Here is a 23522-nt window from a genome sequence, read left to right on the forward strand (position 1 = left end):
GAGTTGACGGACCTACGCTGCGCTGGCGAAGGGTGCGATCGCGCCGACTTCGTATCGATTCCGCCCCGCCAGCTTTGCTTGATACAAAGCGGCATCGGCGGCGATGGTCAGTTCGTGCATAGACCGGCCCGGCGCAGGTTCCATCGCGGCGACGCCCAGACTGATCGTTATCTTTTCGGGAAGCGCATAAGCGGGATCGGTGCTGCACTTGGCGACCATGACGCGCACGCGTTCGGCGATCGAGGCGGCGCCCGCCAGATCGACGCCGGGCAGGATCAGCATGAACTCCTCGCCCCCCTGGCGCGCGGCGAGATCGATCGGCGCGCGGATACCGGCTTCGAGCATCGCCGCCACCGCCTGCAACGCGCGGTCGCCCTCGTCATGGCCGTGCGTGTCGTTGAAATGCTTGAACCGATCGACGTCGATCGCGACCACCGCGAGCGGCCCGCTGTTGCGCAACGCGCGCGCCCATTCGTCGGCCAGCCTCATGTCGCGCGACCGGCGATTGGCCAGCCCGGTCAGCGGATCGGTGCGGCTGACTCGTTCGAGCGCGTCGCAGGCCTGTTCCAGTTCGCGCCCACGCTCGCCGAGCGAATCGACCAGCGCCTGATTGGCAGCAGCCAGGGTGAAGGCGTGCACCACCCGTTCGGCCAGACGGCGGCTGATTCCGAACATCGCGACGGTCAGCGCCAAGCTCGCGCTGGCGAGGATTACATGGCCCGGTCGTTCGGAGACCGCCAATCCGATCGCCGCGGCCAGCGTCACCGGGAAAGCGAAGATCGCATAGACCGGCCAATAGGACACGTTTGCGATCGTCATGCTGAGCGCGCCGAGCGTGATGCAGACGACGAGCATCACTTGATTGTCGGTGCCGGTCGCGAGCATCCATCCGACCGCCCCGCTCCACAGGATCGCCGACAGACCCGCAAATAGCGTCAGCAGCCGGGCGACGGATCGCGCCGGCATCTCGTCCAATTTGCCGGTGTGGAAACCGATGGCGACGCCGCTGCGCGCCGCGCTCAGCACGACCGTGGCGGCAAGCCAGGCGAACAGCCATCCGGCATGCGACGGCGTCCAGAAATACGCCGCCATCACGCCCGACCCGAACAGGTCCATGACAATCGTCGGCAATGCAAGCGCATAGACCGCGTTGACCCGCGCGCGCAGCAATGCGTCGTCGATCGTCGGGGGCGCGGAATCGGCCATCTTCCGGACCTAGCCCCGACAGCGTTAAGGGCGAGTTATCCGTTCGGGCGCCGGATCAGCGCAACGCGCCCGCGATCAGCTTGTGCAGGCGCGATTGTAGCGCGTCGTTTGCGGCAAGGAATTCGCTGCGTTCGATCATCTTGTCGCCGCCGCGGAAATCGGTGACGAACCCGCCCGCTTCCTTGACCAGCAACATCCCCGCCGCGACGTCCCACGGCTGCAGGTTCGATTCCCAATAGCCGTCGAACCGTCCTGCCGCGACCCAGGCTAGATCGAGCGCCGCCGATCCGAACCGGCGGATTCCCGCGACTTCGGGCGCGATCGCGCCGAAGATGCGGCTCCATTCGGCGAAATTGCCATGGCCGAGGAACGGGATGCCGGTCGCGATCAGCGAGTCGGCGAGATCCCGGCGCGCCGACACCCGCAGCCGCGCATCCTGCAACCACGCGCCCTTGCCCTTTTCGGCCCAGAAGCTCTCGTCGGTCATCGGCTGATAGACCAGCGCCGTGGTGATCTCGCGCTTGCCGTTCGCCAGCGGCTCCTCGACCGCGACCGAGATCGCGAAATGCGGGATACCGTGGAGAAAGTTCGACGTGCCGTCGAGCGGATCGACGATGAAGCGCGGTTTGTTGGGATCGCCGGGCAGCTCGCCGCCCTCCTCCGCCAGGATCGCCCAGTCTGGGCGGGCATGGCGAAGTTCCTCGACCAAGGTCTGTTCGGCGCGCTTGTCGGCCATCGACACGAAGTCGGCCGGGCCCTTGCGGCTGACCTGGAGGTGTTGGACTTCGTTGAAGTCGCGCCGCAACCGCGGCGCCGCCTTGCGCGCGGCGCGTTCGATGACGGTGAAAAGGCCGGAATGGCTAGGCATTTTTGTTTAGTCCGCGCGCCTTACATAGGTTTGCTCATACACATCGACAACAATCCGCGTGCCGCTCGCGATGTGGGGCGGGACCATGATGCGCACGCCATTGTCGAGAATGGCGGGCTTGTAGCTCGACGAGGCGGTCTGGCCCTTGACCACAGCGTCAGCCTCGACGATCGTCGCCTCGATCTGGTCGGGCAGCTGTACCGAGATCGGCTCCTCGTCGTACAGTTCCATCACGACGTCCATACCGTCCTGCAGGAACGCCGCGGCGTCGCCGAGCAGGTCGCGGGGAAGCGAGGTCTGGTCGTAGGTTTCCTTGTCCATGAACACCAGGGAATCGCCCTCGGCGAACAGGAACTGAAAGTCCTTGGTGTCGAGCCGCACCCGCTCCACGGTCTCGGCCGAGCGGAAGCGGACGTTGTTCTTGCGGCCGTCACGCAGGTTCTTCATTTCGACCTGCATGTAGGCGCCGCCCTTGCCCGGCTGGGTGTGCTGGATCTTGACCGCGCGCCAGATGCCGCCTTCATATTCTATGATGTTGCCGGGACGGATGTCCACGCCGCTGATCTTCATGACGATGTACCTGTGGATGAGGAAAGGCGGGCCTTTAGCCGGGCGACCCCGATCCGGCAAGCACGGCGGCGAAGGCTTGGACGGCGGCGGCTTCGTCGTCGCCCCACACCGCGTTCGACACCGCGAGGAAATCCGCCCCCGCAGCAACCAAAGGCGCGGCGTTGGCCGGGGTGATCCCACCGATCGCGACGCAAGGCAGCTCGAACAGGGCCGACCACCAGCTCAGGATCACCGGATCGGGCCGATGCGTCGTTTCCTTCGTCGTCGTCGGGTAGAAAGCGCCGAACGCGACATAGTCCGCGCCGGCATCGCCCGCCTCCATCGCGAGGTGGCGGCTGTCGTGGCACGTAACCCCGATCTGGACGTCAGGGCCGAGCGTGACGCGGGCTTCGCGCGGATCGCCGTCGCCCTGCCCCAAGTGCACGCCGTCCGCGCCGAGCCGCTTGGCGAGCGACACGCTGTCGTTGACGATGAACCCGACTTCGCGATCGGCGCAGATCCGCTGGAGGGGTTCGGCGAGCCGCGCCGCGTCGTGCTGATCCATGTCCTTCACGCGAAACTGGAACGCCGCGACCGGCCCGGCATCGAGCGCGCGCGCCAGCCGGTCGGCGAACCCGCCGGTCACGTCGAGCGGCGAGATCAGGTAGAGCTGGCACGGCGGCCGCCGCATGTCGCGCACGAAATTCGCCGCGAAATTCGGGTCGAGCGGGCCGAGCGGGTCTTCGTCGAAATCCATCGCACGCCTGTAGCGGTTTTCGCCGGAGTGTCGAATGCGGTGTGGGGTTGAATCGGCCTAAGGTCACACTTGGGTCACACTAGCGCGGTGTTCCGGGCCATTCTGGCATTTGTCGAAGATGCCGCGCAATCGAACTTCAGCAGTCCACTCAGATATGTCTTCGTGTTCCTGCGACGTCGGAAACCCAGGGCCATGCAGCAGAAGCTTCCCAGGGGTCCTGCCCTCGCAGGAGCACGCTGGCTGGGGTGTTACGATATCAAAGAGTTCGGCAAGGCTGTCAGGTGAAATCCTACTTTGCAAGTATCGTCTGTTATTGGGTGGAAAGCGGTCGTCAGGGCTACGCGAACTCATCTCGCTTATGTTCGGGCCGCAATCGGCCGATCTTTCTCGCATTTGCATGCGGAAGACGGGTTTCAAAAGCCCGAAGCTGCCTTCTCGCATCGACATCTCCCGCCCTCGCAGCCCGTCTCAGCCAGCGCCGATAGCCCGCCATGTCATTCCTGTTGAAATAGCTCATGGCGACATGCTGCGCCGCCCGCGCGTCACCTTTGCGGTAAGCACGTCGATATAGACCCGCCGCACTAAATGCGTCGCCGAATGTGCCAAAGGCTTCTCGGCTATTCCCATCCGAAAACCAATTAGCCAACTCGATCATGGCGCCGGAATGCCCGCGCAAGGCCAGGTGCCACATAATAGGCATCCAAAGACCTAAATGGCGCTCATATCTGATCGCCAACCCCTTCAGGTAAAGTCGATCATCGGCGGTTTCATCGCTTATCTGTTCCACCGAGATATTTTGCATGTAGGACGGACGTCCGCAATTGGGTCGTAAACAGTCCTAACCCACCACAGCCAGCAAGAACCCGTCCCATTTCTTCACGCCCACCGTCTGCACCGCCGTCGCGGTAAGCCTCGGATGCGCGGCGACGGCGTCGAACAGCGCCCGCGTTCCCTGAATGCGCTCGTCCACGCTGTCAGCGTCGAGCACCCCACCCTCGCGTACCACGTTATCCACCACGATCGCCGTGCCCGGGCGCGAAAGGCGGATCGCGTGGTCGAGATAGGCGGCGTTGTTCTGCTTGTCGGCGTCGATGAAGACGAAATCGAACGGGCCGGTCAGCGTCGCCAGCGTATCGAGCGCGGGGCCGTCGATCACCTTGACCCGCCCCGCCAGCCCGGCCGCCGCGAGATTCTCCCGCGCGACCGTCGCATTGTGCCCGACCAGTTCGAGCGAGATCAATTCGCCGTCCTCGGGCAACGCTCGGCCCAGCCAGATCGTCGAATAACCGCCCAGCGTCCCAATCTCCAGGATGCGCTTCGCCCCCGCCATCCGCGCCATCAGGTGCAGCAGCTTGCCCTGCACCGGCGCGACCGCGATGTCGTCCAGCCCGCGCTTCGCGCTGCTCGACACCGCGAAGTCTAGTTCGGGGTCCTGCGGCAGCAACCGCCCCTCGATATAATGATCGACCGCGGCCCAACTCGCATCCTGGGGCTGGGTCCGCTCGACCATCAGGCGGTCTTGTTCACGGAGGCGTCGTAGATTTCGTCGATCGCCTCGCCCAGCGCCTTGTCGAACTCGGCGTCGGTCATCTGGAAGCGCAGATCCTCGAGCAAGGCGCGGCTGAAGCTCGCGATCATGCCCTTGTTCTTCGCCAGTTCGACGCACGCGTCATGACGATTATAGCCGCCCGACAGCGCCACTACCTTCAGCACGCGGGGATGCGCGATCAACGCGTCATACTGGCCGGCATGCGCGGGCAGCGACAGCTTGAGCATGACCTTCGCGTCGCCCGGCATCGCGTCGAGCGCCTTCCTGAGCTCGTCGGTCAGGATCTCGTCGCACTGCGCGCGCTCGGCGCTCTTGATGTTGGTTTCCGGTTCCAGGATCGGGACGAGGCCGTGGCCCAGGACCTGCTGGCCGACCTCGACCTGCTGCGCGACGATCGCGGCGATCCCTTCGCGGTTGGCGAGGTTGACGACCGAGCGCTCCTTGGTGCCGAACATGCCGAGCTTCGCGGCGCGCGCGAGGAGATCGTCGAGGCCCGGCATCGGCTTCATCAACTGGACGCCGTTCGCTTCGTCCTCCAGCCCCTTGTCGATCTTGATGAACGGCACGACGCCGCGATCGGCCAGGACGGCCGGCGCCGGCCTGCCGTCGATCTGGCTGTCCATAGTGCGTTCGAACAGGATCGCGCCGATCACCTTGTCCCCGGTGAAAACTGGCGAGGTGATAATCCGCGCGCGCATCGCCTGGATCAGCGCGTACATCCCGGCGTCGTCCAACCACGCGCCTTCCTCGATGCCGTACCCCTTCAGCGCCTTGGGCGTCGATCCGCCCGACTGGTCGAGCGCGGCGAGGAAGCCGTGCCCGGCGGCGATCTTGGCGGTCATTTCGGCGGTGTTCATTCCTGCTCCCCATCAACGCTGCATACGTATGTGGCCGCGCTGTTAGACAGTGCGGCGACGGTCGGCAATGGCGGGGATCAGTTAACGGAGAGCGCCTTCACGCCGGGCAATTCCTTGCCCTCCATCCATTCGAGGAAGGCGCCGCCGGCAGTCGAAATGAAGGTCATGTCGCCCGCAACGCCAGCCTGGTTGACCGCCGCGACGGTGTCGCCGCCGCCGGCGACCGACACCAGCGACCCTTCGCGCGTGAGCGCGGCGACGGTGCGGGCGAGGCTCATCGTCGCGGCGTCGAACGGCGGCGTTTCGAACGCGCCGAGCGGACCGTTCCACACGAGCGTCCGGCAATTCTTGAGCACATCGCCCAGCGCCTCGGTCGCGGCGGGGCCGATGTCGAGGATCATCTCGTCGGGCGCGACTTCGTGGACGTTGACGGTACGCACGCTCGGCGGATTGGCGGCGAATTCCTTCGCGACCACGACGTCGTACGGCAGATGGATCGTGCAGCCGGCGCGGTCGGCGGCGTCGAAGATTTCGTCCGCGGTACCAGTCAGATCGTGCTCGCACAGGCTCTTGCCGACATTGACCCCGCGCGCGGCGAGGAATGTGTTGGCCATGCCGCCGCCGATGATGAGATGGTCGACCTTGTCGACCAGATGGCGCAGCACGTCGAGCTTCGAGGAGACCTTCGCGCCCCCGACCACCGCCGCAACGGGATGTTCAGGCGCGCCGAGCGCCTTGTCGAGCGCGTCGAGTTCGGCCTCCATCTGGCGACCGGCGAATGCGGGGAGCGCGCGGGCGAGCCCTTCGGTCGAGGCGTGTGCGCGGTGCGCGGCGGAAAAAGCGTCGTTGACGTAGAGATCGCCGAGTGCGGCAAACATCGCAACGACTTCCGGGTCGTTCTTCTCTTCACCTGCGAAAAAGCGAGTATTCTCAAGGACCGCGATGTCGCCATCCTTAAGCATCGCGACCGCCTCTTCCGCGCCGTCGCTGTCGATGAATCCCACCGGGCGGCCAAGCACCTGTTCGAACGGTTTGGTAACAAGCGACAGGCTCATTTCGGGGTGACGCTGGCCCTTGGGCCGCCCGAAATGCGCGAGAACGATGACCTTCGCGCCCTTGTCGGCCAGTTCGGCCACGGTCGGCACCGCCGCGCGCAGCCGCGTGTCGTCGGTCACCGCGCCATCTGCCATCGGCACGTTCAGGTCCTCGCGCACCAGCACGCGCTTACCAGCGATGTCGCCCATGTCATCGAGCGTTCGGAAGGCGCGCGCCATGTCAGATCAGCTTGGCCATCGCCTTGGCGGTGTCGACCATGCGGTTCGAGAAGCCCCATTCGTTGTCGTACCAGCTGACCACGCGGACCAGCTTGCCGTCCATCACCGCGGTTTCCAGGCTGTCGACGGTCGACGACGCGGGATCGCCCATCAGGTCGATCGAGACGAGCGGCTCGTCGGTATAGGCCAGCACGCCCTTTAAGGGGCCGCTCGCGCTCGCCGCCTTCAGCGCGGCGTTGACCTCATCCTTGGTCACGTCGCGCTTCGGCGTGAAGGTCAGGTCGATCAGCGACACGTCGGGGGTCGGCACGCGGATCGCCGAACCGTCGAGCTTGCCCTTCAGTTCGGGCAGCACTTCGCCCACCGCGCGCGCGGCACCAGTGGTGGTCGGAATCATCGACATGCCCGCAGCACGCGCGCGGCGCATGTCCGAATGGACCTGATCGAGGATCTTCTGGTCGTTGGTGTAGGCGTGAACCGTGGTCATCAGCCCGCGTTCGATCCCGAACGTGTCGTTCAGCACCTTGGCCACCGGGGCGAGGCAGTTGGTCGTGCATGACGCGTTCGACACGATCGTCATGTCGGCGGTCAGCTTGTCGTGGTTGACGCCATAGACGACGGTCAGGTCGACATTCTTGCCAGGTGCCGAGATCAGCACCTTCTTCGCGCCGGCGTCGATATGCTTCTGGCAAGCGTCGCGATCGGTGAAGAAGCCGGTACATTCGAGTACCAGGTCGACGCCCAGTTCCTTGTGCGGCAGGTTCGCCGGATCGCGCTCGGCGGTGACGCGGATGCGCTTGCCGTCGATCACCAGATCGTTGCCCTCGGCGCTGACGTCGCCCTCCCACATGCCGTGGACCGAGTCGCGCCGGAACAGGAAGGCGTTGGCCTTGGCGTCGCCCAGATCGTTGATCGCGACCAGTTCCAGCCCGGTGTCCTGCTGCTTCAGCATGGCGCGCGCGACAAGCCGCCCGATCCGCCCGAACCCGTTGATTGCTACCTTCACCGCCATGTCGTCGCTCCTGCGTCTAGATGCCGGCGCGCTCGAACGGGGCCGGTCGGTCGCGCGTGCCTTTGGGCATCGTCGCGCGACGCGTCAACCGTTACGCGGGGCGAATCGATCTTGTCGCCGCCCCCACCCGTGCTATTTCGATGCACATGGCAGAGGCTTCCCCCACCGATCGCATCGACGCCGCGCTCGCCCGGATCGAGCGCGCGGTGCAATCCCGCGATCGTTCGGCCGCCGACCTGCGGCAGCGCCACGACGCCCTGCGTGAGCGTGTGGGCGAAGCGATCGCGGCGCTCGACGCACTGGGGGCGAAGAATGGCTGAGGTTACGCTGACGATCGGCGACCGTCGCCATAACGTGACTTGCCGCGACGGCGAGGAAGCGCAGCTGCGCAAGCTCGGCGACATGCTCGACCGGCGCTGGGCGTCGGCCAACCGCGCATCGGGCGGACTCAACGCCGAACGCACGATGCTGTTGATCGCGCTGATGCTGGCCGACAGCCTGGATGCTGCCGAAAACCAGCCTGTTGGCGATGGCGGACCCAGTCCCGCATTCCTCACCCGGCTCGCCGACCGGCTCGAGGGGATCGCCGACGCCCTTGAGAAACCGGTCGCGAGCGCCTAAGTTCGTGAGTGGCGGGCACTGCCCGGTACGAGCCTTTATTATCCCTGAGGCTATTCATCATCCAAGGGGGCTGTCCCTGCCCGGACCCTGGTCCGACGTACATGGTCCCCACCTGACGTACCGTGCGTCAGAGGATAACCCGGCCAACGGCCAAGGCGGTCCCGCCACCGCGCCGCACGCACGTTCGGTAGCTGCGCTACCGACGAGACGCGCAAGCGCGGCCGGCGAGGCAACGCCTCGTCCCACGACGCGGCTTCGCCGCGGCACGCCAGTATGAAGATCGACAAACCTGCCCTCCGCGCCCACATCCGCGCCACCCGCGACGCCTTCGTCGCCAGCAACCCGCCGCCGATCAAGGTCCCCGACGCCTTCACCGCGCGCCTCTCGCACGGCCTGACCGTCACCTCCTACGTCCCCATGGGCAGCGAAGCCGACCCCTACCCCCTCGCCCGAGCCGCCGTGGAGGCGGGCTGCGTCCTCGCCCTTCCCCACGTGACCGTGCGCAGCGAACCGATGCGCTTCCTATCGTGGGATACGGAGGCCACGCTCGAAGCCGGGCCTTTCGGCCTCAGCCAGCCCGCCGCCAACGCAATCGAACTGCGCCCTGACATCATCCTGACGCCCCTGCTGGCATTCGATGCGAAGCTCGACCGGCTCGGCCAGGGTGCGGGCTATTACGATCGCGCCTTCGCCCGATTCCCCGAAGCATGGCGCATCGGCGTCGCCTGGAGTATCCAGCAGGTCGAAGAACTGCCCGTCGAGCCGTGGGACGAACCGCTCCACGCCGTCGTCACCGAACAAGGATGGATCACGCGATGACCCCGCCGACCGGCCCGCGCTGGCAGAAACCCGTCGGGATGCTGATCATCCTCGCGCTGATCGCGATCTGGTGTGTCGGCATCGTCAGCCTCGCGCCGTGGATCGGGCAGTGGCATCCCGCGGCGCAACTGTTGTTCTATGTGGCAGCAGGCGTGGTCTGGCTCTGGGTGCTGCCGATGCGGCGGATGCTGAGCTGGATGGAGACGGGGAAGTGGCGCGCCGATCGCGAGAGGCGCTAGCGTAGCTGGCGCACACGCGATCAAGCACGGCCAGCGGAAAGCACGCCATAAGGCGCGGCTTTGCCGCGACTGACGGCGCGGGATGGCGAAACTTTGAGTGAAAAGAAGCCGCGGCGAAGCCGCGTCGTCGATCAGAGCTACCCTCTGTCGCCCGAGCTCGCGCGTCTTGGAATTAGCTCCGCTAATGCCATGCGCGCTGCGCTATGGCGCGAGTGACGGGGCTCGAACCCGCGACCTCCGGCGTGACAGGCCGGCGCTCTAACCAACTGAGCTACACCCGCTTGGAAAGCGTGAGGCGCGGCCACTAAGCGAGCCGCCCTACCCTGTCAACAGCGCCCGACCGCTAATTTCGGCGTAGGGAGAAACGCGACTTGGGCCGTTCGCGGACTAGCGTGCCGCGCTCGAACAGGAAGCCCGCGATGTCGGGCTTGCCGGCGGCGCCCACCACAGTCTGGATGATAATGAGGAGGGGCACCGCGAGCAGCGCGCCCGGCGTCCCCCACACCCAACTCCAGAAGCTCAGCGAGATCAGGATCAGCACCGGATTGATCGTCAGCCGATGCCCGACGATCAGCGGCGTCACGGCATTCGCCTCGACCAGATGGCATCCGATCATGATGAACGATGGCAGCAGCGCGACCCAGATGTCGTTGAACGTCATCAGCCCGCCGATCGCCAGCAGCAGCGCGGCGGCGATCGGCCCAAAATAGGGAACGTAGTTGAGCAACGCGACGATGCCGCCCCACATCGCCGGATAGGGCATGCCGATCGCCCACAAGGCCGTCCCCACGATCGCCCCGAGCACCACGTTGATCATCGTGATCGTGCCGAGATAGGCGGACACGTCATCGACGACGTCCTGGATCACGCGCGCAGTCGCCATCGCGCCGCCGAAGCTCGCGCGGCTGGTGATCGTCGCGCGTCGGGTCCGGCTCCACCCCGCGAGGAAGAAGAACACCACCAGTACGCCGAAGAACACTTGAATGATCGCCGCCGGAGCCGAGGTCGCGGCGAGTTCGAGCAGCGATCCGGGCGGCGCGACGGCGGCGGTCGGCGCGGCTCGGACCGGCCCGGTGTTGGCAAGGTGCATGATCGTCTTGTTGAGGTATTTCTCAAGCGTCTGGTAGAGATCGAGCAGCGGCGCGAGGTTCGTCTGGATGCGATCGATCCGCTCCGGCAGGCGGCGGAAGAACTCGATCGCCGGTACGACGATCGCCGCCAGCGCGACATTGGCGAGCGCGAGGAAGCTGACGACGCAGACCAGCGAGGCCAGCCATGACGGCAGCCGCCGCCGCTCGAGCCATTCGAGCACCGGAATGAGCGCGATCGCGATGACCAGCGAAATCGTCACTGGCAGGAAGAACTCCGCGCCCGCCTTCAACGCGAACGGCAGGCCAAGCAGGAGCGCGATCCCGGCGATCAGCGTCAGCGCCGCGAGCAGCCGGTCGCGCCGGTCGTCGACCGGCGGCGCGGCATCGTCGATCGGGTCATCGGAGGCCAGGCCGGACCCCGGCGCGACAGCCGCCGCACCACCCAGCGGCACACCCGCCATCTCGTCCAACACTGGGTCGCCGCCGCTTTCCATTCGCCTTCCGTAGCGCCATTCCATCACAATGTAATCCCGGCTAGCGTGGCCGAATGGGAGAGAAACTGCTTGTCATCGACGAAGGCACGACATCGACGCGAGCGATGCTGTTCGCGCTGGACGGAACGTGCTTGGGATCGCAATCGGCGGACCTGACGCAGCATTACCCCGCGCCCGGTTTGGTCGAACACGACGCCGCCGAGATCTGGGAGCGAACGCTGTCCTGCGCGAAGGCGATGGTCGAGAAGGCCGACGGGGCGGAGCGCATCGCGGCGATCGGCATCACCAACCAGCGCGAGACCATCGTGTTCTGGGACAAACAGACCGGCGAGCCGCTCGCGCCCGCGATCGCGTGGCAGGACCGGCGGACGGCGCAGATGTGCCGCGACCTGAAGGAGGCCGGGCACGAACCGACCGTCCAGGCGCGGACCGGACTGCTGCTCGACCCCTATTTTTCGGGGTCGAAGATCGGCTGGGCGATGGCCAACTGGCCGCAGCTGAAAGAAGCCGGCGACCGGCTCGCGGTCGGCACGATCGATTCCTGGCTGGTGTGGAAACTCACGGCCAATGACGGGCGCGCCGGCGTGCATGTCACCGACGCCACCAACGCCAGCCGCACCGCGTTGATGGGGATCGGCAGCGGCCATTGGGACGACGGGCTGATCGACCTGTTCGACGCGCCGCGCGCCGCCTTGCCCGAAATCGTCGATTGCGCCGGGCACTACGGTGAGACGACGTTGTTCGGTGCGCCGATCCCGATCTGCGGCATGGCGGGCGACCAGCAGGCGGCGACGATCGGCCAGGCGTGCCTCGAACCCGGCGACACCAAGGCGACGTTCGGAACCGGCGCATTCGTGCTGACACAATATGGCGCGAAGCAGCCGACGTCGCACAACCGCTTGCTCGCGACGATCGCATGGCAACTCGACGGGCGGCGTGCCTATGCGCTCGAGGGGTCGGTGTTCGTCGCCGGCAGCTTGATCCAGTGGCTGCGCGATTCGCTGAAGCTGATCGCCACCGCGCAGGAAACCGAAGAACTGGCGCGATCGGTCCAGGACAATGCCGGCGTGTATCTCGTCCCCGCTTTGTCCGGCCTCGGCGCGCCATGGTGGCAGGCCGACGCACGCGCCAGCATTTCGGGCCTCAGCTTCACCGCGACGCGCGCGCATGTCGTCCGCGCCGCGCTGGAGGCGATGGCGCATCAGGCGAATGACCTCAAAACCGCCTTTGCCGCCGACGGCGCCGACTGGAAGGCGCTACGGATCGACGGCGGCATGGTCGCCAACGACTGGATGGCGCAGGATCTGGCGGACGTGCTGAACCTCGCAGTCGAGCGCCCGGTCTTCGCCGAGACGACAGCGCTGGGCGCTGCGATGCTGGCGGGCGTCGGTTGCGGGCTGTTCAAGGACCTCCACGCAGCGTCGTCAATGCGCGGCAAGATTGCGACGTTCGACTCCGCCATGGACGACACCGTTCGGAAAACCCGGCTCAATGGCTGGGCAAACGCCGTGAGGTCGGTGGTCGCCGCCGCCGGTTAGGCGCCGAAGGCTACGGCGTCCGAACCCCGTCGTCCCGCGCTTCGTCCTCCAGATAGAGATAATCGGGCTGGAATTCGCCGGTGTTCGCCAGCCGGTCGAAGTCCATCACCGTCACCATCCGGTCGGATACTTCGACCATCCCCGCCTCGCGCAGGACGCGTAGCGTGCGGTTGACGTGGACCGAGGTGAGGCCGCACGCCTCGCCAAGGTCCTGCTGCGTCAGCGGCCAGGCGAAGGTCCCGTCCTCGACCAGCCCGACTGCATCGAGCCGGCAATAGGTTTCGCTCAGCATGTGCGCGACGCGTCCCACGGCATCGAGCCGCCCGAGCCGGAAAATCCACTCGCGGTGCAGTGCCGCATCAAGCAGCGTCGAGAACCACAGGACGCGCCCCAGATGCGGCAAGCGTTCGATCAGCTCGGTCAATTTGTCGTGCGGAGCATAGGCTACCTGGCACTCGCTGATCGTCGCGACGTCATGGTCCAGCCGCTGCAGCGGATAGCCGTGCAGGTCGACGAAATCGCCCGGCGTCTGCACGCTCACGAGCTGCCGATGCCCGTCCGCCCCGTCCATGTAACGGCACATGAACCCGGAAATCAGGAACGTGCTGCGGTTCACGACGTCGCCGCGGCTTGTCACCACCTTGCGCTTGGGCAAGGTGACCGGCGCCGTGAGGATTTCGTCGAGTCCCGCCTTCTCTTCGTCACTCAATTCGCGGCGACGGCGGCCGCGCAGGAAATTGTCGCTCAGCATGGGCTCACTTTAGGTCCGTAAATGACCGAAGGCATTGATCGTTGTTAAGGTGTAACGCTTTCGCCGAGCAGGAGTTGCAGAAAGACGAGGTCGAGCCAGCGCCCGAATTTTTCCGCGACCTGCGGCATCCGTCCCACCTCGCGAAACCCCATCGCGCGGTGCAATGCGATCGACCCGTCATTGTCAGCCGCGATGCCGGCAACCATTGCATGCTTCGCCGCCAGCCGCGCCCGTTCAATGAGCGCGGCAAGCAGCGCCCGGCCGATGCCCTCGCGGTGCCGCGCCGGATCGACATAGATCGAATGTTCGACGGTCGACCGATACCCGTTCCACGCCCGAAACTCGCCGAACGAGGCGAACCCGGCGATGGCGCCGTCGCTTTCGGCGACCAGCACGGGAAAGCCATCGCTTTGCCGCCGCGCCAGCCACGCCTCGCGCCCAGTTAGGTCGGACACGCGTGTGTCGAAGATCGCGGTCGTCTCGCGCACCGCATGGTTGAAGATGGGCAGGATGCCCGCGGCGTCGGCGGCCAAGGCGTCGCGGATGATGGGCGTCATGACGGCGACGCTAGACGCAGCACTACGCCATTGCCAATCGATTGACGCCCATCCCCTCTCCTGCTCCACTGCTAGTCGGTCTTTCGGGGGGAAGAACGATGGCAGACGGATCGGCAACGCCGACGATCACACGCGGCCAAGTGCTCGGCGTGACGTTGGGCAATGCGCTCGAATTCTACGACTTTCTCGTCTTCAGCTTCTTCGCCGTCCAGATCGGCCAATGCTTCTTTCCCGCGACCAACCCGCAATCGAGCCTGCTGCTCGCGCTCGCGACGTTCGGCGCGGGGTTCCTGACGCGGCCGCTCGGCGCGTTCGTGATCGGCGGACTGGGCGACCGGATCGGGCGGCGGCCGATGATGTTGCTGTCGTTCGCGATGATCGGGCTGTCGACGCTCGGCGTGGCGATCACGCCGTCCTACGCGGCGATCGGCGTCGCCGCGCCGATCGCCATCATCCTGTTCCGGCTGGTCCAGGGCTTTGCGTTGGGCGGCGAGGTCGGGGCCAGCACTGCCTTTCTGTCCGAAGCTGCGCCAGCCGACAGGCGTGGATGGTACATATCAATGCAGTTCACCGGGCAAGGCGCCGCGACGTTGCTGGCGGGGGCGATCGGGGTCGCGCTGGCCGCGGCGATGGACGACGCCGCTTTGTCGAGCTGGGGGTGGCGGATTGCGATGGCGATCGGCGCGGCGACGGTTCCGGTGGGTCTGATGCTCCGCCGCACGTTGCCCGAAACGCTCCATGCCACCGTGTCGGCCGGGCGGGCGCCGCCGATGAAGAGTTTTGCGCCGATCGCGCTGTTCGGTTTCGTCGCAATGCTATCGGGGACAATCGGCACCTATGTGCTCAATTACATGACGACCTTCGCCAAGGCGACGCTGGGCATGCCGTCAGGCGTGGCGCTCGGCGCGACGATCGCGGTCGGGCTGGGCAACGTGATAGGGTCGGCGTCGGGCGGCTGGATGTCCGACATGCACGGGCGGCGGCCGTGGATGATCTGGCCGATGCTCGCGCTGGTGATGGGCGTGATACCCGGCTTCTGGCTGCTGGTCGGACACCCTACCGCCGGCACGCTATACGCGATCGGCTTCGGGTTGCGGCTGCTGCTGTCGCTGGCGGCGACGAGCGCGTTCATTGCCGTGACGGAGGCGTTGCCGATGCGGGTCCGCTCCGGGGCGATATCGATCGTATACGCGCTGGCGATTTCGATCTTCGGCGGATCGACGCAATTCGTCGTCGCGTGGCTGACCGGTATGACGGGCAATCCGCTGTCGCCGGCCTGGTACATGTTCGGGGCGTCGTTGCTCGGGCTCGTGGCGATGGCCTTCGCCAGCGAAAGCGCGCCGGCGAAGGTCGGGGTCGCCCCCGCCTAGAACGGCAGAGCGTGGAAATATTTGAGCACGCCCAGCACCGCGATCAGGATCGCGATGGCGATGATGACGTTCGCGACATCGAAACTGCTCTTGGCGACGACGGTACGTTCGTCAGTGTTTAGATCGGCCATGAAACCCTCCTTTGTTCCGGTGGCATAACGGCCGCCGGTGTCCCGGGTTCCGATCGATCGGCGGTTATCCGCCTAGGCGACCTCGGCGACGCGGTCCGCGAACAGCGTCTTCAGATCCTTCTTCAGGATCTTGCCGTTCGCGTTGCGCGGCAGCGTTTCGTGGACGAAGCGCACCGCCACCGGTGCCTTGAACGCCGCCAGCCGCTCGCGCACCCAGGCCTGCAGTTCGCTTTCGGTCGCGGTCATGCCGGGGGCCAGATGCACCACCGCCGCCGGCTCCTCGCCCAACGTGCGGTGCGGGATGCCGATAATCGCGCAGTCGGTCACCGCGGGATGTTCGTAGAGCGCGTTCTCCACCTCCGACGAATAGATGTTCTCGCCGCCGCGGATCACCATGTCCTTGGCGCGGTCGACGATATAGACGAACCCCTCCTCGTCGAGCCGGGCAAGGTCGCCGGTACGGACCCATCCATCGACGAAGGTTTCCGCCGACGCTTCGGGCTTGTTCCAATATTCCTTCACGATCATCGGCCCGCGCGCCCATAGTTCACCGACCTCGCCAACCGGCAGCACGGTCACGCCGTCGTCGGCGCGGATTTCAAGGTCGGCGACCGCGACGGGCGGCCCCGCGCTCGTCGGGCGGTTGAGATAATCCTCCGCCCCGTGGTGCGTGACCGTCGCCATCGTCTCGGTCATGCCCCAGCCGTTGCCGGGCAGAGCGCCAAACACCTCGTAAATCTTCTTCACCAACTCAGGCGCGGAGGGCGCGCCGCCATAGGCGATCGCCTCGATCGACGAGAGGTCGTACTTGTCGCGTTCCGGATGCTCCAGCAATTGCCACGCAATCGTCGGCACCCCGCCGGTGAAATGGACCTTCTCGCGCTCGATGATCTCCATCGCCTGGACCGGTTCCCACTTGCGCATGAAGATCGACGTGCCGCCGCTCGCCATCGTACCCATCAGCCCGGCAGAGCAGGCGGTGACATGGAACATCGGGATCACCGTCAGCGCGGTACGCGGCGTGGGATCGGGGATCGCTTCGCCACGCCGCAGAAAGCTTCGCGCCGCCGAATAGCCCGACGACATGATGTTGGTCGTCAGATTGCGGTGCGTGCCGAGCGCGCCCTTCGGATTGCCCGTCGTGCCGCTGGTGTAGAAGATCGTGGCGTCGTCGTCGGGATCGATCGCGACGCGCGGACGGTCGGCATCGGGCAGGTCGGCCCATGTTCCCGGCTGGCCGATCAAATCCTCCAGCGCCGTCGCGCCATCGATCGGCGCGGGCGCGCGCGCGACGATCAGCCGCTCGACTCCAGTCAGCGCGGGCAAATGCTCCCGGATGCGAGCAAGGCGCTCGACGTCGACGATCACCACCTTCGCAGCCGAATCGCGGATGCCGTATTCGAGTTCAGCACCCGTCCACCACGCATTGAGCGGCACGGCGATCGCGCCGGTCGTCGTGATGGCGAAGAACACGACCGGCCATTCGGGCAGATTGCGCATCGCGAAGGCGACTCGATCGCCCTTCCCGACACCCATTTCCTGCAACGCGCGCGCCAGCGTCGCCGTCGCGCGGTAATTGGCGTCGAAGGTCACGCGATCCTGGTCGAGGATGGTGAAGGTCCGCGCCGCGTGCGTGCGCGACAGATCGAGCACCTGACCCAGATCGCGCGGCGCGTATTTCCACACGCGCGTCGGCACGCCGCGGATCGTCACCGTCTCCATTTCGAACTTCGATCCCGGCGCCGTTAGCGCTGCGGCGGCATCCTTCAGCGACATCTTCGGCCAGGCCGGGTCCAGCGCGATTACGGGTTCGGTCGACACATGCTCTCCGTCGGTATGCACGGCGGTTCGCCGCCGTCGCTTTTGCCGTAATGTTAGAGTTGATTCGCGCGCCGCTCAAGGCAATAGGGAGTCGCGATTAGAAACGAGGGTATGGACGAGCGATGCTGATGAAAGCGCCCGAAAAGCACGGCTTCGACGCCGCCCGGCTCAATAGGATCCCCGCCTTCCTGAAGGAACGGTACCTCGATTCGGGCAAGCTGGCCAACGCTCAGCTGCTGATCGCGCGCGACGGCGAGATCGTCCATTTTTCGAGCCAGGGTCCTGCGCGCGAAGACGGCGGGGCGATCGACGAAACATCCTTGTTCCGCATCGCCAGCATGACCAAGCCGATTACGTCGATCGCGTTCATGATGCTGGTCGAGGAAGGCAAGGTCGCGGTCGATACGCCGGTCCACCACGTATTGCCGGAATTCAAAGGCCTCGGCGTGTTCGAGGCGGGCGGCGGCCCCGTCCCCTTCCAGACCAAGCCGACCGCGCAGCCGATGCGGATGGTCGACCTGCTCCGCCACACGTCGGGCCTGACCTACGGCTTCCAGCATCGCACAAACGTCGATGCCGCATATCGTGCGGGCAAGATCGAGAATTGGCACGGCGGACACGACCTCGATTCGTTTATTGGCGCCCTCGCGGAGATCCCGCTGGAATTCTCGCCCGGCGACGCATGGAATTATTCGGTGTCGACCGACGTGCTCGGCGCGGTGGTGCAGCGTGTGTCGGGCATGCCGCTCGACCGCTTCTTCGCCGAACGCATCTTCGGCCCGCTCAAGATGGACGATACCGGCTTCTGGGTGGAAGCGGACAAGGTCGATCGCCTGACCGATTGCTATACCTTCGTGCCGGGCAAGGGCCGGATCATGTACGATCGCGGCGCCGAGAGCGCGTGGTCGGCGAAGCCCAAACTCCTGTCGGGCGGCGGCGGGCTGGTCTCGACCGCCCTCGACTATAGCCGATTCTGCCAGATGTGCCTGAACGGCGGCGAACTCGACGACGTGCGCATCGTCGGGCGCAAGACGATCGAGCTGATGACGGCCAATCACTTGCCCGGCAATTCGGACCTCACCACCATGTCGCGGTCCTTGTTCAGCGAAGCGGCGCTGGCGGGCACCGGGTTCGGCCTCGGCTTCGCGGTGATGAAGGAACTCGCGCCCGGCATGGTCCAGGGGTCGGTTGGCGAATATTATTGGGGCGGGATGTTCTCGACCGCGTTCTTCATCGATCCGGTCGAGCGGCTTACCATGGTGTTCATGACCCAGATGAGCCCGTCGAGCACCTATCCGATCCGCCGCGAATTGAAGACGATGATCTACAGCGCCCTGACCTGATTTCTGTGCTCCGGCGCAGGCCGGAGCGCTGGCAACCTCGGTCGTCGCTGACGGCCTACGCTCCGGCCTTCGCCGGAACACGACAGGAGAGATAGCACGTGACTTCCCCGATCCGTACCGAACGCCATGGCGACGTGCTCGTCATCATTTCCAACAACCCGCCGGTCAACGCGCTCGGCGCGGCGGTGCGGATGGGGCTGGAGGCCGGAATCAAGGAAGGCGTCGCCGACGCCAGCATCAAGGCGATGGTGATCCGCTGCGACGGCCGGACGTTCTTTGCGGGCGCCGACATCACCGAGTTCGGCAAGCCTATGCAAGGCCCGGGCCTCGGCACCGTGATCGACATGATCGAAGCGTCGGACAAGCCGGTCGTCGCCGCGATCCACGGTACGGCGCTCGGCGGCGGGTGCGAGGTGACGCTCGGCTGCCATTATCGCGTCGCGGTGCCGTCGGCGAAGATCGGCACGCCCGAGGTGAAGCTCGGACTCCTGCCCGGCGCGGGCGGGACGCAGCGCATCCCGCGCATCGCCGGCGTGAAGCACGCGCTGCAGATGACCGCGGTCGGCGATCCGATCTCGGCCAAGGCGGCGCACGAAGCGGGGCTGGTCGACAAGATCGTCGGTGAGGATTCGCTCGAGGCCGACGCTATCGCCTTCGCGCGCGAGGTCGCGGACAAGCGCCCCCTGCCCCGCGCCGCCGAACAGACCGCAACCGCCGATCCCGAAGCCGTTGCCGAGTTCAAGAAAGCCAACGCCCGCAAGTTCCGCGGCTTCGACGCGCCCGCCGCGAACATCCGCTGCGTCGAAAAGGCGGCCGACGGCTCGACCTTTGCGGAAGGCATCGCGTTCGAGCGCGATGAGTTCATGAAGCTGATGATGGGCGTCCAGTCCGCCGCCCAGCGCTACATGTTCTTCGCCGAACGCCAGGCCGCCAAGGTCGACGACATCCCCGCCGACACCAAGCTGCGCCCGATCAAGAAGGTCGGCGTGATCGGCGCCGGCACGATGGGCGGCGGCATTTCGATGAACTTCCTGACCGCCGGCATCCCGGTGACGATCGTCGAAATGGCGCAGGAAGCGCTCGACCGGGGCGTGGGCGTGATCCGCAAGAATTACGACAATTCGGCCAAGCGCGGCCGCTTCACGCCGGAAAAGGTCGATGCGATGATGGGGCTGCTGACCCCGTCGCTCAGCCTCGACGCGCTCGCCGACTGCGACCTCGTCATCGAGGCCGTGTACGAGAATATGGACGTGAAGAAGGAACTGTTCGGCAAGCTCGACGCGATCGCCAAGCCGGGCGCGATTCTCGCGTCCAACACGTCCTACCTCGACGTCGATGAGATCGCGTCCGCCACCAAGCGGCCCGAGGACGTGATCGGCATGCACTTCTTCTCGCCGGCCAACGTCATGAAGCTGCTGGAAGTGGTGCGTGGCGCCAAGACCGCGCCCGACGTGCTGGCGACGGTGATGGCGCTGGCCAAACCGATCGGCAAGGTCGCGGTGGTGAGCGGCGTATGTCCAGGCTTCATCGGCAACCGCATGCTGTCGGCGCGCAACGCCCCAGCCAACGACATGCTGATGCAGGGCGCGCGGCCGGACCAGATCGACAAGGCCTTGGTCGATTTCGGCTTCCCGATGGGCGTGTTCCAGATGGGCGACCTGGCCGGGGTCGATATCGGCTGGCACCGCGACCCGACCAAGCAGGACTCGATCCGCGAAGTGCTGTGCGCGCGCGGGCGCTGGGGCCAGAAGACCGGCAAGGGCTGGTACGATTATGACGAGAACCGCAACCCGACGCCTTCCGCCGAAGTCGCCGAGATCATCGAGGATTTCCGGAGCCGATCGAATCAGGCGAAGAAGGACTTTACCGACGACGACATCATCGCCGCGACGATCTATCCGATGATCAACGAGGGCGCGAAGATCCTCGACGAAGGCATGGCGCAACGCGCGTCGGACATCGATACGGTATGGATCTATGGCTACGGCTGGCCGGTCTATCGCGGCGGGCCGATGTTCTACGGCAATACGGTCGGCCTCGATAAGGTCGTGGCGGGGCTGGAAAAGAACGGCGTCGCGGTCGCGCCTTTGCTCAAGCGCAAGGCCGAGGCGGGCGAGAAGTTCTGATGGCGACGATCGCCCCCGTCCGCCCGGCGCTTGCCGAACGCGGCGCGATCGAGACAGCGGCGGCGATCCGCAGCGGCGCGACCACCGCCCTGCTCGAATGCGAGGCGGCGATCGCGCGGATCGAGGGGCGCGACGGGCCGATCAACGCGGTCGTGGTACGCGATTTCGACCGCGCCCGGCATCAGGCGCGCGAGGCCGACCGGCGGCTGGCGGCGGGTGAGGCCGCGCCCCTGCTCGGCGTGCCGATGACGGTCAAGGAAAGCTTCGACGTCGCCGGCCTGCCGACCACTTGGGGGCTGGAGGCCGCGCGCGATTTCGTGCCTCGGGACGATGCCGTGGCCGTCAAGCGGCTGAAAGCGGCGGGCGCTGTGATCCTGGGCAAGACCAACGTGCCCCCGCTCCTCGCCGATCTGCAGGCGAACAACCCGGTCTATGGCCGCACCAACAACCCGCACCACCCGGGCCGCGTCGCCGGGGGATCGTCGGGCGGATCGGCGGCGGCGCTGGCGGCGGGCATGGTGCCGCTCGAACTCGGCAGCGACATTGGCGGATCGATCCGCGTGCCCGCCGCGTTCAACGGCGTTTGGGGTCACAAGCCGACTTTCGCCGCTTTGAGCCGGGTCGGGCATCACTTTCCCGGCACCGACGGCGCGCCGGGCGAATTGTCGGTGATCGGACCGATGGCGCGCAACCCGGACGACCTGGCTTTGGCGCTCGACGTGCTGGCCGACCATCCGCTGGTCCAGGCGGATAACCGCCCGGCGAGCGGCTATCGCATCCTCGTCCTGAACGAACATCCGGGCGCAAAGGTCGCGGCGCCGATCGCCGAAGCGCTCGACCGGCTGGCCGACGCGCTCCACGATGTGGGCGCGACGGTCGATCGCACCAGCGACCTGACCCCCGATCTCGACGCACAGCAGCGCCACTATATGAAGATGCTCAACATCACGATCGCGCGTGGCGTGCCGCAGGACGGCTCGGCTCCGACGACGCTGATCGAGTGGTTCGACCTGCGCGACGAGCAGGCGCGCAACAAGCGGGCGTGGAACGCGCTGTTCCGCCAGTACGACGCGGTCATCGCGCCGACGCTGGGCGTTACCGCCTTCGCGCACGACGACACGCCGCTGCCCAAGCGCGTGCTCGACATAAACGGCGAAGCGACACCGTTCGGGCTGCAGTTCGCCTTCCCCGGCCTCGCCACGTTCCCAATGCTGCCCGCCACCAGTTTTCCGATCGGGACCGACCCCGACGGCTTGCCGATCGGCGTGCAGGCGATCGCCGACACGCTCAACGACCACACAGCCATCGCCGTCGCGCGATTGGCGCATGGAGTAATGCAATGACCGACCTCGATACGTTCCGCGCAGAGACGCGCGCCTGGCTGGAGGCGAATTGCCCGCCGGAGATGCGGACTCCCGCGCGGTCGGAAAAGGACACCGTCTGGGGCGGGCGCGACCAGTCGATGCTGACCCCGGCGCAGAAGCAGTGGATGGACGCGATGGGCGCGCGCGGCTGGACCGTGCCCGACTGGCCGAAGGAGTATGGCGGCGGCGGGTTGTCGCCGGCCGAAACCAAGATCTTGCGCGAGGAAATGCGCGCGCTGGGCTGCCGCAACCCGCTCAACAGCTTCGGGATCTCGATGCTCGGCCCGGCGCTGCTCAAATATGGCAACGAGGCGCAGAAGAAGGAGCATCTGCCCAAGATCGCGCGCGGCGAAATCCGCTGGTGCCAAGGCTATTCGGAACCCAATGCCGGGTCCGATCTAGCCGCGCTGGCCACCTCCGCCGAAGACAAGGGCGATCATTTTCTGGTCAACGGGCAGAAGGTATGGACCAGCTACGCCGATCACGCCGACTGGATCTTCTGCCTGGTGCGCACCGACAAGTCGGTGAAGCAGGCGGGGATCAGCTTCCTGCTGTTCGACATGGCGAGCGAGGGCGTATCGACCAAGCCGATCCTGCTGATCAGCGGCTATTCGCCGTTCTGCGAAACCTTCTTCGACAATGTGAAGGTGCCGAAGGAGAACCTGGTCCACGAGCTCAACAAGGGTTGGGACGTCGCCAAATACCTGCTCGGCCACGAACGCGAGATGATTTCCGGCATGGGACTTGGCCTGTCGAGCGGCGGCACGCTGGTAGACAACGTGATCGACCGGCTGGGCCTCGACGCCGAGGGCCGCCTCGCCGACCCGATCCTGCGCACGCAGATCGCGCTCCATGAGGTTCGCGCCAAGGCGTTCGCCGCCATGTCGGAAAAGTTCATCGACGACCTCAAGGCCGGCAAGGCGCATCCCGCCCAGCCAAGCATGATGAAATATTACGGCACCGAACTGAACAAGTCGCGCCACGAACTCGAAATGGCGGCGGGCGGGTCGGACTCGCTCGAATGGGAAAGCGCGCGGTCGAACAACGGCGCCGCGCCCCGCGCCTGGCTGCGTACCAAGGCCAATTCGATCGAGGGCGGGACGAGCGAGGTTCAGCTCAACATCATCTCGAAGCGGATTCTGGAATTGCCGGACCGGTAAGCGCGCGCCCCGCGAGGACGGGATC

General features: G+C 66.1%; 24 protein-coding genes and 1 tRNA gene. 10 read left to right on the forward strand and 15 right to left on the reverse strand.

Going from position 1 to position 23522, the window contains the following annotated elements; translation table 11 throughout:
- Window positions 1-12 precede the first annotated feature (12 nt).
- The 9 genes from J0J06_RS06705 to gap all read right to left on the reverse strand — a co-directional run bounded on the left by J0J06_RS06705 (window position 13) and on the right by gap (window position 8072).
- Window positions 13-1206: a diguanylate cyclase gene (locus tag J0J06_RS06705; protein WP_294040536.1), complete on the reverse strand. Its 1194-nt coding sequence runs from the start codon at window positions 1204-1206 to the stop codon at window positions 13-15.
- 55 nt (window positions 1207-1261) lie between these two features.
- A complete protein-coding gene (locus tag J0J06_RS06710) occupies window positions 1262-2074 on the reverse strand; it encodes an inositol monophosphatase family protein (protein WP_294040537.1) in 813 nt (270 codons plus the stop codon).
- 6 nt (window positions 2075-2080) lie between these two features.
- A complete protein-coding gene (gene efp / locus J0J06_RS06715) occupies window positions 2081-2644 on the reverse strand; it encodes an elongation factor P (RefSeq protein WP_294040538.1) in 564 nt (187 codons plus the stop codon).
- A gap of 34 nt (window positions 2645-2678) precedes the next feature.
- Window positions 2679-3380, reverse strand: a complete 702-nt coding sequence (gene thiE / locus J0J06_RS06720) for a thiamine phosphate synthase (RefSeq protein ID WP_294040539.1) — start codon at window positions 3378-3380, stop codon at window positions 2679-2681.
- Between the two features lie 337 nt (window positions 3381-3717).
- Complete coding sequence (locus J0J06_RS06725; RefSeq protein ID WP_294040540.1) at window positions 3718-4182, reverse strand: hypothetical protein; 465 nt, start codon at window positions 4180-4182, stop codon at window positions 3718-3720.
- A 36-nt stretch (window positions 4183-4218) separates the two neighbouring features.
- Window positions 4219-4890 (reverse strand): O-methyltransferase, encoded by a 672-nt coding sequence (locus J0J06_RS06730; RefSeq protein ID WP_294040541.1) that lies wholly within the window; start codon window positions 4888-4890, stop codon window positions 4219-4221.
- Window positions 4890-5786: a fructose bisphosphate aldolase gene (locus tag J0J06_RS06735; protein ID WP_294040542.1), complete on the reverse strand. Its 897-nt coding sequence runs from the start codon at window positions 5784-5786 to the stop codon at window positions 4890-4892. The genes J0J06_RS06730 and J0J06_RS06735 overlap by 1 nt, the downstream gene beginning before the upstream one ends.
- 77 nt (window positions 5787-5863) lie before the next feature.
- Window positions 5864-7060: a phosphoglycerate kinase gene (locus tag J0J06_RS06740; protein ID WP_294040543.1), complete on the reverse strand. Its 1197-nt coding sequence runs from the start codon at window positions 7058-7060 to the stop codon at window positions 5864-5866.
- 1 nt (window position 7061) lies between these two features.
- Window positions 7062-8072, reverse strand: coding sequence for a type I glyceraldehyde-3-phosphate dehydrogenase (gene gap, locus J0J06_RS06745; protein ID WP_294040544.1), 1011 nt, complete (start codon window positions 8070-8072; stop codon window positions 7062-7064).
- Between the two features lie 146 nt (window positions 8073-8218).
- Here gap and J0J06_RS06750 point away from each other — a divergent pair, with 146 nt between their 5' ends.
- The 4 genes from J0J06_RS06750 to J0J06_RS06765 all read left to right on the forward strand — a co-directional run bounded on the left by J0J06_RS06750 (window position 8219) and on the right by J0J06_RS06765 (window position 9751).
- The gene (locus tag J0J06_RS06750) at window positions 8219-8392 is read left to right on the forward strand and encodes a hypothetical protein (RefSeq protein ID WP_294040545.1); all 174 of its coding nucleotides are present in this window, start codon (window positions 8219-8221) and stop codon (window positions 8390-8392) included.
- On the forward strand, window positions 8385-8693 hold the full coding sequence (locus tag J0J06_RS06755; RefSeq protein ID WP_294040546.1) for a cell division protein ZapA: 309 nt from the start codon (window positions 8385-8387) through the stop codon (window positions 8691-8693). The genes J0J06_RS06750 and J0J06_RS06755 overlap by 8 nt, the downstream gene beginning before the upstream one ends.
- Before the next feature lie 273 nt (window positions 8694-8966).
- A complete protein-coding gene (locus tag J0J06_RS06760; protein WP_294040547.1) occupies window positions 8967-9512 on the forward strand; it encodes a 5-formyltetrahydrofolate cyclo-ligase in 546 nt (181 codons plus the stop codon).
- Complete coding sequence (locus J0J06_RS06765) at window positions 9509-9751, forward strand: DUF2842 domain-containing protein (RefSeq protein ID WP_294040548.1); 243 nt, start codon at window positions 9509-9511, stop codon at window positions 9749-9751. Before J0J06_RS06760 ends, J0J06_RS06765 begins: the two co-directional genes overlap by 4 nt.
- 204 nt (window positions 9752-9955) lie before the next feature.
- Here the strand turns inward: J0J06_RS06765 and J0J06_RS06770 are convergent.
- Both J0J06_RS06770 and J0J06_RS06775 read right to left on the reverse strand, forming a co-directional pair.
- Window positions 9956-10032: transfer RNA gene (locus J0J06_RS06770), tRNA-Asp, on the reverse strand.
- Window positions 10033-10094: 62 nt separating this feature from the next.
- Window positions 10095-11303, reverse strand: a complete 1209-nt coding sequence (locus J0J06_RS06775) for an AI-2E family transporter (protein ID WP_294040860.1) — start codon at window positions 11301-11303, stop codon at window positions 10095-10097.
- Window positions 11304-11389: 86 nt separating this feature from the next.
- Between J0J06_RS06775 and J0J06_RS06780 the strand changes: the two genes are divergently transcribed.
- On the forward strand, window positions 11390-12874 hold the full coding sequence (locus tag J0J06_RS06780; RefSeq protein WP_294040549.1) for a glycerol kinase: 1485 nt from the start codon (window positions 11390-11392) through the stop codon (window positions 12872-12874).
- 10 nt (window positions 12875-12884) lie between these two features.
- On the opposite strand, the gene J0J06_RS06785 is transcribed toward J0J06_RS06780, so the two are convergent.
- Window positions 12885-13625, reverse strand: a complete 741-nt coding sequence (locus J0J06_RS06785; protein ID WP_294040550.1) for a Crp/Fnr family transcriptional regulator — start codon at window positions 13623-13625, stop codon at window positions 12885-12887.
- 44 nt (window positions 13626-13669) lie between these two features.
- A complete protein-coding gene (locus tag J0J06_RS06790; protein ID WP_294040551.1) occupies window positions 13670-14182 on the reverse strand; it encodes a GNAT family N-acetyltransferase in 513 nt (170 codons plus the stop codon).
- A 98-nt stretch (window positions 14183-14280) separates the two neighbouring features.
- On the opposite strand from J0J06_RS06790, the gene J0J06_RS06795 reads away from it, so the two are divergent.
- Complete coding sequence (locus tag J0J06_RS06795; protein WP_294040552.1) at window positions 14281-15552, forward strand: MFS transporter; 1272 nt, start codon at window positions 14281-14283, stop codon at window positions 15550-15552.
- Here the strand turns inward: J0J06_RS06795 and J0J06_RS06800 are convergent.
- Window positions 15549-15683, reverse strand: a complete 135-nt coding sequence (locus tag J0J06_RS06800; protein WP_294040553.1) for a hypothetical protein — start codon at window positions 15681-15683, stop codon at window positions 15549-15551. The two genes, J0J06_RS06795 and J0J06_RS06800, sit on opposite strands and share 4 nt — an antisense overlap.
- A 72-nt stretch (window positions 15684-15755) precedes the next feature.
- Window positions 15756-17459 (reverse strand): class I adenylate-forming enzyme family protein, encoded by a 1704-nt coding sequence (locus J0J06_RS06805; protein WP_294040861.1) that lies wholly within the window; start codon window positions 17457-17459, stop codon window positions 15756-15758.
- A gap of 167 nt (window positions 17460-17626) precedes the next feature.
- On the opposite strand from J0J06_RS06805, the gene J0J06_RS06810 reads away from it, so the two are divergent.
- The 4 genes from J0J06_RS06810 to J0J06_RS06825 all read left to right on the forward strand — a co-directional run bounded on the left by J0J06_RS06810 (window position 17627) and on the right by J0J06_RS06825 (window position 23497).
- Entirely contained in the window at window positions 17627-18847 is a 1221-nt protein-coding gene (locus J0J06_RS06810) for a serine hydrolase (RefSeq protein WP_294040554.1), read from the forward strand.
- Between the two features lie 98 nt (window positions 18848-18945).
- On the forward strand, window positions 18946-20973 hold the full coding sequence (locus tag J0J06_RS06815; protein ID WP_294040555.1) for a 3-hydroxyacyl-CoA dehydrogenase NAD-binding domain-containing protein: 2028 nt from the start codon (window positions 18946-18948) through the stop codon (window positions 20971-20973).
- Window positions 20973-22316 carry an amidase family protein gene (locus J0J06_RS06820; protein ID WP_294040556.1) on the forward strand — a complete coding sequence of 448 codons (1344 nt, stop codon included), beginning with the start codon at window positions 20973-20975 and terminating at the stop codon, window positions 22314-22316. The genes J0J06_RS06815 and J0J06_RS06820 overlap by 1 nt, the downstream gene beginning before the upstream one ends.
- The gene (locus J0J06_RS06825; RefSeq protein WP_294040557.1) at window positions 22313-23497 is read left to right on the forward strand and encodes an acyl-CoA dehydrogenase family protein; all 1185 of its coding nucleotides are present in this window, start codon (window positions 22313-22315) and stop codon (window positions 23495-23497) included. The genes J0J06_RS06820 and J0J06_RS06825 overlap by 4 nt, the downstream gene beginning before the upstream one ends.
- Window positions 23498-23522: the final 25 nt, after the last annotated feature.

Source organism: Sphingomonas sp. (genome assembly GCF_017304615.1).
In the GTDB taxonomy this organism is placed as follows: Bacteria; Pseudomonadota; Alphaproteobacteria; order Sphingomonadales; family Sphingomonadaceae; genus Sphingomonas.